Raw genomic sequence first — 10200 nt, 5'->3', positions numbered from 1 at the left:
GCCGTATGCCATCTGGCTCACTAAAACGGCCAGGCTATATTCTGACAATGGCTTAGATGAACCTGAAAAATCCAAGTGAATTTTGTGCGACGGCTTAGCGGCAGCACGCATCTCTTTCCCCTTGGGCGAGGTAAATACGCAGCCTTTTCTGATCGACGGTGCCCTGCTCGGTCAAAGGCAGGTGAACGGCCAGAATTTGCTGCAACTCTTCCCGGAATCCATCCAGGTTGTCGGTCAAAGCGTAATACATCCACACGCCGCGTCGCTCGCCTTCCACCCAGCCGGCGTTTTTCAGATAGGCAAGATGGCGGGAGATAGTCGATTGCGGAAGTTCCAGCACCGCCATCAGGTCGCAGACGCAGCGTTCTTCGTCAATAAGCAACGCCAGGATGCGAAGCCGAATCGGTTCGGCCAGGGCCTTGAAGAGTTGAGCAATGGTATTCATGTAAGCCTTTTATCCGCATAGGCGGATATTGTCAAGCCAAAAAACAGACACAAATTACGGGGTGACTCCACGACCAAGCGACTGGTAACAGAAGGCCTAGAAAGCGGTGTCGGCGACCAGTCGATGGCAGATATCCTGAAGGAATCCCGTTTGCGAGCGGTAAAAGTATAGGATCATGGCCTATCGACTGACTCGCAAGGCCATTGAGGATATCAGGGCCATTTTTACTGAAGGTGCCCACCAGTTCGGCCTTGATCAAGCAGAGAAGTATCATGACGGATTGGAGCGGGTTTTCATGCTCCTTTCCGACAACCCCGAACTTGCCAGAAGTCGTTTGGAACTTTACCCTCCTGTCTGTGTTTATCCCTATGGCTCTCATCTGATTATCTATCTGGTCGAAGAAAATCGGGACGTCCTGATCGTTCGTGTCAGACACGGACACGAATATTGGATGGATCAAGACCTGTCATGAAGAACCGTACTATTAATCAATGAATGGGATAAGGGTAAAATAGACACCCAGCCCGGCAATCACCACCGCCGCCAATTTGCGCATAATCGAAACCAGTTTTTGACCGGCATGGCTGTGCAGCAGTGCCATGGTGCGGGCGGAAAAGATGCCGCACAACACCAGGGGCAGACAGTGGCCGAGACCGAAGAGAACCAGCATGGCAATTCCAACAAGCCGCTCACTTTGCATGGAGATCATCCCCAGCATCGGGGCGAGAAAACCAAAGGTACAGACCCCGGAAAGAATTCCATAGGCAAGCCCCAGAACAAAAGCACCAATCGCCCCCTGCATTTTGAATCGGGCCATGACATTGCCGGTGGATGAGCATTTCGGAGGCTTAAAGAGGGTCCAGGCCACCCAGAGCAGAAACACACCTACTGCGGCCTGCCACCAGAAACCGACGTCTCCCAGCATTCGACCAGCCGCGGCGCAGATGAATCCGACCGCCATAATGGTCAAAAAGAGACCGGCTGCAAAAATCAAAGCGAAGCGGGCTGCCTGGCGGGGGGAAGGTATTTTTTTCTGGCCCGCCACATAGGCTATGAACAGTGGAATGGAAGCCATGTGACAGGGTGACAGCAAGACGCTGACCATGCCCCAAAGGAAGGAACCCGGCAAGGCCACGGCAGGTCCGGCCCTCAGCCAGTCGGTGATGGTAAGCAGGATGGAGTCGATCATTTGGCCAGCAGCTCCTCAAGTTTGGTTACAATGGCTTCTTTATCAAGAAAGCCCCTGTGGCGATAAACCTCCCGCCCTTCTTTGTCAAAAAAAACCTGGGTCGGAATACTCATGATCTTAAAGGCCTTGGCCTTGCTCTTGTTAGCCTCCTCCCAGACATCGATAAAGATCACCTCGGCCCGGCCCTGGTACTCAACCTTCAGCTCCTCCAAGATCGGCGCCATCATCTTACAGGGGATGCAGGTCTTGGCGCCAAGGTCTACGAGGGTCACCGTGTTTTTTACCGGAATGCCGGGAACGACTTCCTTACCGAATGTTGAATCGTCGGCATTGGAGCAGCCGATAAAAGCAAAAAGCAAAAGTAAGACTAAAGTGGTATTGAAAAATTGTTTCATTGCATGGTGCTCTTGTAAGAGGTTATGAGGTTAAAGGTTAAAGGGAAAAGGGAAAAGGTTAGAGGGTGTCCTGGCAAATGATCAGGATGGGTTCTCGCATGACTATTCCACCTCCCGCAGCCATTCTTCAATTTTGGCGCGGGTGGGCAGGCGGCCGGCGCATTTCACTGTGCCGTTGATAAGCAGGGCCGGGGTCTGCATAACGCCGAAGCGCCCTATCTCGTCCAAATCATGAACCTGGAAAACATCAGCAGCGATGCCCATATCGTTCATAATCTCGATCACCATCGTCTGTAGATTGTTACAGGAAACACAGCCAGGCCCAAGAATGCGGATGACAAGTTCGTCATTTTGGGGCTCGCCGTTCTCCCTGAGTCTGACAATCTCCCTGGCAATCGCCTGTTTATACGAAGCAGCGGCGGTTGTCGGGATATAGTTCTGGCCGGCAATCGCCTCATAGACGTTTTCTACACAACGTTCAAGGGGCAGATCCTGCCAAGCAAGAACCCTGTTCAACGCAACATCAAGTCCCACCAGACCGACCGTTGCGCGGCCGATTTTGAGAATTCTCTGTATTGGTACGTCCATTGTTTACGAGATCCAGCCGAGTACTTCTTTCTTGGTGGGAACTTTGCCAACGCTCTTCACCTGGCCGTCGATGACCACCGCCGGGGTGGAAAAGATGCCGAGTTTGGCGAACTCATTAAAATCAGAGACCTTCTCAACAGTGGCCTCTTTCCCCGCCTCGCCCAGGGCCTCATTGACAATTCGTTCGGCTTCCGTGCATTTAGCACAACCTGGTCCGCATACCTTGATTTCCATATTGATTCCTCCTGTTAGAAAAATGTTCCGAATATCATTCCGGCCGCTGTGGCCATCACCACTACCAGCGCGACAAAAACAACTGTTTTTTTGGTACCTATGACGCTTCTGATTACCAACATGTTGGGCAGGCTTAAAGCTGGCCCGGCCAAGAGCAGAGCGAGTGCAGGCCCCTTGCCCATGCCGTTGCCGATCAGCCCTTGTAGGATCGGCACCTCGGTGAGAGTTGCAAAATACATGAAGGCCCCGGCAAAGGAGGCAAAAAAGTTGGCTGCCAACGAATTGCCGCCCACAGCCCAGCTCACCCACTCCGAGGGAATAAGCCCTTCATTACCGGGTCGACCGAGGAGCAGCCCTGCGACCAGCACGCCAAAGAGCAGGAGCGGCAAGATCTGCTTGGCGAACCCCCATGATTCCCGAAACCACTCGCCGTTTTCGTCTTCGCGGGTGCTGATCAGAAAAGAAAGGCCGACAAACCCCGCCACAAAGGCCAACGTCGGGTGGTTTGAAAAAAGCAGGGCCATAACCACCGCCGGAGTAGCGGCCAGCACAACCTGCCATTTCGGCAGACCGTACCAGGTCATGAGCATCAGGCCGAAGGCTGTGGAAAAGCCACTGGTAATCAGCCATTTATTGACATAAATGGAATTCCACACACCGCTTGCCTGATCGGGCTTACCCCAGTTGACAAAAACCAGAATGCCGATCATGGCGGCGAAATAGAAAATATTTTGCCACAGCGGACGGGTTACTTCCGGCTCAGGCATCAAGGCCTGAGCCGCTGCCTTTTCCTGCTCTTCTTTGCGGAAAAAGAAGGCCATCAGTAGACCAATAATAACGGCAAAGACAATAGCGCCAATCGCCCTGGCAATACCAAGTTCAGGGCCAAGGATGCGGGCAGTAAGGATGATGGCCAGAATATTAATTGCCGGACCGGAGTAAAGAAAGGCGGTAGCCGGCCCAAGTCCGGCGCCCATTCGATAGATACCGGCAAAAAGGGGCAGAATAGTACATGAACAGACGGCCAGAATGGTTCCGGAGATCGAGGCGACCCCATAGGCCAAGACCTTGTTGGCCTTAGCGCCCAGATATTTCAGTACCGAGGCCTGGCTGACAAAGACCGCAATCGCCCCGGCAATGAAAAAGGCCGGCACCAGGCAGAGCAGCACATGCTCTTCCGCATACCATTTAACCAGATGTAAGGCCTCCATGACCGCATTATCGAACCGACTGATACCCACCGGCAGATAATAACAAGCCAGAAAGCCAGCGACAATCCAGGCCAGCGCCCTCCATTCTCTTTTCCACTCCATGATCTTTCCCCCCCCTCAAAAAGAAATTATGCGGCGCAGATCCGCGCTCTGTCCACATGTACAAGCTGAAGGGCAAGATCACGCACCACAGCCTCATCGTTGAGCCATCCCTTCATGTTTTTCAGCAATGTGCCGGCATAGGGTGACCCCTCGCTGCCGTCTGCCAATCGGTAGTTCACCCAGAGGCCGTTCTTCTCGGAATTAACCAGCCCCGCATCCTCAAGCAGCTTCAGATGCTTAGACACCGTTGATTGAGCCAACCCCAGAAGGGCGGTGATCTCACAGACGCAGAGTTCTTTTTTCTCCAGCATTTTGACGATTTTAATTCTGTTGGGGTCGGAAAGGGCCTTCATAACCCGGATAAATGGTTTCATTAAGTTTCTCCTGTTTCGCTATATCGCCACATGACGATATAGCAACATTATAACTACCGGAATTGAATGGATTGTGGTTGGGTCGGAAGGGGGCTGCATGGCGTCGCGGCGCGGATGAAAAATGACTCGTAACACATCCGGGTGGTCAATCTTGTCGTAGGTGAGTGTCTGCATAAGGATAATACCCGTGGTTTACGTGCTCCCGATTAAGCGGTCTTCATTTAAAGTCTCAAACTGAGTTGTATTATACCCCTAAATGGGGCAAATAACTATGAGTAGACCGTCTCTGAAATTTGTTAAAATCGGATTCTACCTTGTAATTAGCTGATATGAAAGGTATATTTTTTCTCCTGGTCTGGTCTGTTCAGGGCTTGAGGTACAATTATTGCTTGATGAAGACCACAGAAATTTGTTTAAAAAATTTTGTTTTGCCAATTGTAAAAACGTATTTTTAATGAGACGGCCTACCCTGAGAAATCAAAAGGAGATTGTTACATGCGAGTTGTGAGATGTAAAAAAACGAAAAATTTACTGTTATTTCTGACCCTTCTGGGTGGTGTTTTTTTGTTTCAAATCTAGCTTACGCCCAGCATGACCTGTGGTCTACGGAAATGATTTATTCCAATATCAGTTACGGGAGTGTTGGCCAGACAGATTATACGATTGAGCAGGCATCATTTAACGATTTTTACCAAAAGAATCCGACCATAAATGATATTGGTGACCTGGCCTGGCAAGGGCGACCAGATACTGTGGAAAATGATTATGAGATTTTTATTCGCCCTGCGGGTTCGGCAATTGCTACCCAAATAACCGACAACTCATATCAAGATACCAATCCGCGCTTAAATGACCTGGGCGATGTTGTCTGGGAAGGCTTAAACGGCGATTATGAGATTTTCTTATATTCTGGAGGGATAACAACTCAATTAACAGATAACGATCGACCCGATTTTTACCCCCAGATCAGCAATACAGGTGATATTAGCTGGATGGGGCGGGACGGTATCGAAGATGATTGGGAAATATTCAAGTTTTCTCCAGCTACACCTGATGTAATTTATCAAATTACTGATAATGACACAGATGACCAGCATCCGCGGATTAATGCTAACGGTGACATAGTTTGGTTGGCCTTTGGCAGCGAGATAGGAATTTATACTTTTGAAGCTGCCACCCAGCAGATTAGTAAGCTCAGTGATGCTACGTATGGAGGCGGACATTATGATTCCCTGCCAACAATTAATGATCAAGGAAAGATTACCTGGTACGGCTGGGATGGCAGCGGTTTTGAAATCTTCTTAGCGTCCCCCCCGGGCGCTGTTCATGATGATGTTTTCTTTGAGCCTCAGACCTTGAACCTGAAAAGCCGAGGCCAGGGATTTACAACATATATCAACTTTAAGGGGGGACTCCCGGAGATTCTTGCTAGTGAAATTGATACCGAAACTGTCCGCATTACTATGGTTGGTGGTGAGAGTTTAACCGAACGAATTGCCCCCCTGCCTTCAAGTGATTTCGAGATTGTTGATTTTGACAATGATGGGGTTTTAGAAATGAAGGTGAAGTTTGACCGGCAAGCTGTTATAGCGGCAGTGAAACCCCTTGGTAGCGGCATGGTGGATATATCCATTGGCGGTAAGTTACTGAGTGGCGCGACGTTTACCGGTGTAAATACTATCAAAGTTATTGACAGTAAAGAGTCCAAAGTAAATAAGTCTAAGGCTAAAATTAGTAAAATCTCTAAAATCTCTAAAGTACAAAAAGCCAACAACGGAAAACAGCTTGGTAAGAACAAAAAATAATTTTTAAGGTACAATTCTTTTTTAAAACCGGATGTGTGTTTTACATCCGGTTTTTTTTGTTAAATTAACAGAAGGCAAAAATTCTAAGCACCGGAACATGATTAGTGTTGATACTCCTCTTATAGATTCAGCCGTACTGGTTCCCATTTACAGAGACAGCGGTGGTAAATTACGACTGGTTCTTATTCGCAGAAGCAGTGGTGGAATTCATGGCGGCCAACTTGCTTTTCCGGGCGGTAAACATGAGCCAGACGACCAGATCATGCTTTTAACTGCCTTGAGGGAGACCCGGGAAGAGATCGGTCTTCATGCTGAGCGGGTTGCTGTTCTCGCGGAACTTCCTCCGGTGGAAACCAAGGCAACTGGCTTTCGAATCTATCCATTTCTGGGGGTTATAGTCCCGCAAAAATGGGTTGTTGACGAACGTGAGGTGGCTGATGTTCTTGATATCGATCTGGAGGCTCTAGCCGATCCTTCGATGTACGGAGAAGAGATGGTGCGTTACGATGCTTGGCCCTGCCCTCGGCGCATAGCCTTTTACAGAGTCGGTACTCTCAAACTCTGGGGTGCATCGTTTCGAATTCTGCAACAACTGATGCCCCGCATCCTTGCTCAAGAGTGGCAGGTTTAGCTCATGGTTTTGTATGCCTCAATCGGTTGTTGCCTACGGAATTTACGAACCCTGATAATTATGGCTCAGATAGAACTCACATTTCTGGCAATTGGCCAGTTTCTGGGCATGGGAACCCTGCACCTTGCCGCCGCAAAGTGTCCCTGCAATCGCAGCGCAATTCTTCCCTTGATCCGGGTAGGCGGGGCACACACCAAGTACGGCGGCATTTTTGCCGCCTTGTTCACGACCGCATTGCTTAAATTCCCAGCAATTAACAGGGGTGTCATTCAACATTGTTGGTGCCACCAGGACTCTCTTATTCTGAGCCGAGGCTGTCTGGAGGGCCGTCTCATTGCCGCCAACCATGCTTTTAAGGTCTGCCACGATTTCGGCGAGTTTCTCCGCATGGGACTGCATTTCGAGCGATGTCCTGAAATATTTATCGGCATTAGCGGCACTATCCATAGTAATTGCTTCAATCTCGGCGATGGAGGTGTTTATTTGCGAAACTCCTTTGGCCTGTTCATTGGAGGCGTTGTTAATCTCATCTAAAATAATGCCTGAATCCGCAATCCCTTTGGACACCTTATCAAAAGCATCCGACGTCTTGGAGACCATGGCTCTACCGGATTCAACCTGAGAAACCGTACCCTCTATGAGTTGTGCTGTGTTCTTGGCCGCCTCTGCCGCTCGCATGGCGAGGTTTCGGACCTCGTCGGCAACAACGGCAAAGCCGGCGCCGGCCTCTCCAGCCCTGGCCGCCTCAACTGCGGCATTTAAGGCGAGCAGATTGGTTTGAAAGGCAATCTCGTCAATGGTCTTGACGATCTTAGCCGTATGTGAACTGGCCTCTGAAATTCCCTGCATGGAGCCGGTTAGGTCGTGCATATACTGACTGGTCAGTTTCAACTGGGCGTTAGTTTCCCTCATTGTTTCGGCGGCCTTCCCGGCATTGGCGGCATTCTGCCGACTCATCGAGGAGATCTCTTCAACCGTGGCGGAGGTCTCTTCCAGACCAGAGGCCTGGGTTGAGGCGTCTTCCGCCAGTTTCTGACCGGCCTCGGTAAAAAAATCAACAACGCCGTCAATCGCAAGCGAGGCGAATGTTAGATTTTCAGTATAACGCAATATGGGCTTGGTGATGTTCCTGCTGAGAAACCAGCCAAGCAATATAGACAGGACTGTGCCAGCCAAGACTATCGTCATAACGGTAATCTTGGCGGTTTGGCTGCTTTTTTCTCCACTGGTCAGAGCCTTGCCGACATCATCATGGACCAGGACACGCATCGCTTCCATCAGTTGGTTTGTACTGTGCGTGGAGGCAGAAATATGGTCAATGTCAAAACGATGTAGTTGATTATAGGAGGCAAGGGAGGCAGTAATCGGCGCCATAAAGCCATTGACAACAAACTGTATGCTGTCAATGCTGGGTATAACTTCGGCAATATAGACATCCTTGGCAAGCTCCGGCTCTTCAATTTCAAAGAACTCGGCGATATTCTCGACTGCGGAGAGCACGTTTCCGAGGTCTGCCAGGATTTTGTCTCTTGCCCCAATTAAATCAGGGTTGGTTAATTCCAGCTCAGTGAGCCATTTTCCGAATTCAAGGCTTGCCACCTCTGTGGAAACGGTGTCAATTTTACTTCCCTCAAGGACCGACTTGCTTACATCGGCTGTCCAGGCCTTATAGGTGCCAAAATAACGCTCGGCGTTCATCGCCAGGGTTTGCGGATAATCAATGCCCAACGCGTCGTTTTTTTTGCTGAGGTCAAGCACAGTATTAATGTCAGTGACCCATTCCTGCCAGGCATTCATGAATTTCTCCCACTCCTGTTTGACAGTTGGGGTGACGGATAGTGCGGCAAACTCGCCAATATGTTTTTTGGCCTCTGCAAGAGAGTCTTCGATGACCTTGTATTGGACGATACGATCTTTGGCAGTTCGTTCAGGGTTCAAAATAATCTGCACTGCAATGGCCGCTTTGGCCTGCTTTGCTGCAAGTTCCGACAAATGGGTATTTGCCGGAACTTGGATTGAACCAAGCTTATGGAGCTTCAATGAGATGGTGGAAGTGCTGTGCCAGCCGACTGCACCGACAATAATACTGATGATGGTGCAGAATAAAAACCCGCTAAGGATTTTGACCTGTAGTGAAATTTTCTTTGCCATAACCTTCCACGCAGTAGATTGTTGATCAAATGAACAAAAAAACGTTACTATTCAGTGTAAAGGCACTTCGCGGTCTTCGTGTCCTTTGTGTTAAAAATAGCTTAGTTTTTGTAGTTTTCCCTACTCAAAAAATTTCTTGCCGTCTCCCATGAAGAAATCAATAATTTTCTGAACCTCCGGGGCCGGGTCACCGATGGTGATCAAGGCCAGCGGTCGCTGAATCGAATCGGTTTGGATTACCTTTGCATCACCAGGATTCTGCTTGAAGAATCCCTCGCTTACCGCACCAATTGCCCCTTTGTCCTTGCTGACCTCATTGATCTCCAGACGGGTGCTTTTGACCTCCAGTTTATCGGCGGCATAAGGGGCCTTTTTCATGACCTTTTCCTGAAAAACCTCCCGCGTCGCGCTGCCGGCATGGCTGGTGACTACCTTGACCGGCAGGTCTGGGCCGCCGACCTCCTTCCCGTTGGTCACCTTGCCGGTGCTAAGGTCGGCAAGCTGCTCAAAAGTTAAAGAGGTCACCGGGTTGTCCTTGTGAACGATGGGTACAATGACATCCTTGGCTATTTCATGAAACATGATGTTGTCTGGGATTACAGGATCCGGATCACCAGCCTTGGCGGCTTCTTTTTTGGCTGATTTAATACTTGAGTCAAGCGAGCTTGACGAGGCCGCCACATTTGTTTTGCCGCCGAGCAGGGCCAACATGCCCTTGCCGGTGCCGACCCCTAGAACTTTTACCTGGATACCTGTCGCTTTTTCCAGGGCCTCGGCGCCAGGCTCCAGAAAACGCTTCTGACAGGTGGTTGAACCCCAGACCTTTACTTCCTGGGCCGAGGCAATAGACGATACCAAAAACATGCCAGCCAGGGCCGTGAACAAGATACCTCGAAATGTACGCATTACTTCCTCCTTTTAAATGTAGTTTGAAAAAAAATCATTTTCACAATTGTGCGCAGGTTCATTTGTAAAAGTCAAAAAAAAAATACAGTGGCAGGTAAAAAAATTTTACCAGCCTTAATTCACAAGCCCAAGCAAAATGTGATGGCCAATACATGAAAAATTTCTTTTG

At 49.5% G+C, this 10200-nt stretch carries 13 protein-coding genes; 3 read left to right on the top strand and 10 right to left on the bottom strand.

Annotated features, from left to right (window positions below):
- Window positions 1-94: 94 nt before the first annotated feature.
- Window positions 95-445, bottom strand: a complete 351-nt coding sequence (locus tag HQK80_13285) for a winged helix-turn-helix transcriptional regulator (GenBank protein MBF0223175.1) — start codon at window positions 443-445, stop codon at window positions 95-97.
- 175 nt (window positions 446-620) lie between these two features.
- Here HQK80_13285 and HQK80_13280 point away from each other — a divergent pair, with 175 nt between their 5' ends.
- Window positions 621-917 carry a type II toxin-antitoxin system RelE/ParE family toxin gene (locus HQK80_13280; protein MBF0223174.1) on the top strand — a complete coding sequence of 99 codons (297 nt, stop codon included), beginning with the start codon at window positions 621-623 and terminating at the stop codon, window positions 915-917.
- Window positions 918-929: 12 nt separating this feature from the next.
- Here HQK80_13280 and HQK80_13275 read toward each other — a convergent pair whose 3' ends face one another.
- The 7 genes from HQK80_13275 to HQK80_13245 all read right to left on the bottom strand — a co-directional run bounded on the left by HQK80_13275 (window position 930) and on the right by HQK80_13245 (window position 4712).
- A complete protein-coding gene (locus HQK80_13275) occupies window positions 930-1634 on the bottom strand; it encodes a cytochrome C biosynthesis protein (protein MBF0223173.1) in 705 nt (234 codons plus the stop codon).
- A complete protein-coding gene (locus HQK80_13270) occupies window positions 1631-2029 on the bottom strand; it encodes a thioredoxin family protein (GenBank protein ID MBF0223172.1) in 399 nt (132 codons plus the stop codon). Before HQK80_13270 ends, HQK80_13275 begins: the two co-directional genes overlap by 4 nt.
- 102 nt (window positions 2030-2131) lie before the next feature.
- Entirely contained in the window at window positions 2132-2617 is a 486-nt protein-coding gene (locus HQK80_13265; protein MBF0223171.1) for a thioredoxin family protein, read from the bottom strand.
- A 3-nt stretch (window positions 2618-2620) separates the two neighbouring features.
- Window positions 2621-2851: a TM0996/MTH895 family glutaredoxin-like protein gene (locus HQK80_13260; protein MBF0223170.1), complete on the bottom strand. Its 231-nt coding sequence runs from the start codon at window positions 2849-2851 to the stop codon at window positions 2621-2623.
- A 14-nt stretch (window positions 2852-2865) separates the two neighbouring features.
- A complete protein-coding gene (locus tag HQK80_13255) occupies window positions 2866-4164 on the bottom strand; it encodes a permease (protein MBF0223169.1) in 1299 nt (432 codons plus the stop codon).
- A 26-nt stretch (window positions 4165-4190) separates the two neighbouring features.
- A complete protein-coding gene (locus tag HQK80_13250; GenBank protein MBF0223168.1) occupies window positions 4191-4538 on the bottom strand; it encodes a winged helix-turn-helix transcriptional regulator in 348 nt (115 codons plus the stop codon).
- An 18-nt stretch (window positions 4539-4556) separates the two neighbouring features.
- A complete protein-coding gene (locus tag HQK80_13245; GenBank protein ID MBF0223167.1) occupies window positions 4557-4712 on the bottom strand; it encodes a hypothetical protein in 156 nt (51 codons plus the stop codon).
- Window positions 4713-5149: 437 nt separating this feature from the next.
- Here HQK80_13245 and HQK80_13240 point away from each other — a divergent pair, with 437 nt between their 5' ends.
- Together HQK80_13240 and HQK80_13235 are read left to right on the top strand one after the other, a co-directional pair.
- Entirely contained in the window at window positions 5150-6343 is a 1194-nt protein-coding gene (locus HQK80_13240; protein MBF0223166.1) for a hypothetical protein, read from the top strand.
- Between the two features lie 97 nt (window positions 6344-6440).
- The gene (locus tag HQK80_13235; protein ID MBF0223165.1) at window positions 6441-6974 is read left to right on the top strand and encodes a CoA pyrophosphatase; all 534 of its coding nucleotides are present in this window, start codon (window positions 6441-6443) and stop codon (window positions 6972-6974) included.
- Between the two features lie 42 nt (window positions 6975-7016).
- On the opposite strand, the gene HQK80_13230 is transcribed toward HQK80_13235, so the two are convergent.
- On the bottom strand, window positions 7017-9125 hold the full coding sequence (locus HQK80_13230; protein ID MBF0223164.1) for an MCP four helix bundle domain-containing protein: 2109 nt from the start codon (window positions 9123-9125) through the stop codon (window positions 7017-7019).
- A gap of 120 nt (window positions 9126-9245) precedes the next feature.
- Window positions 9246-10031, bottom strand: coding sequence for a substrate-binding domain-containing protein (locus tag HQK80_13225; GenBank protein ID MBF0223163.1), 786 nt, complete (start codon window positions 10029-10031; stop codon window positions 9246-9248).
- Between the last annotated feature and the right edge of the window lie 169 nt (window positions 10032-10200).

This window comes from Desulfobulbaceae bacterium (assembly GCA_015231515.1).
In the GTDB taxonomy this organism is placed as follows: domain Bacteria; phylum Desulfobacterota; class Desulfobulbia; order Desulfobulbales; family VMSU01; genus JADGBM01.
Note: the sequence above shows the minus strand (reverse complement) of the source record. Positions and strands in the feature narration are given on the sequence as shown.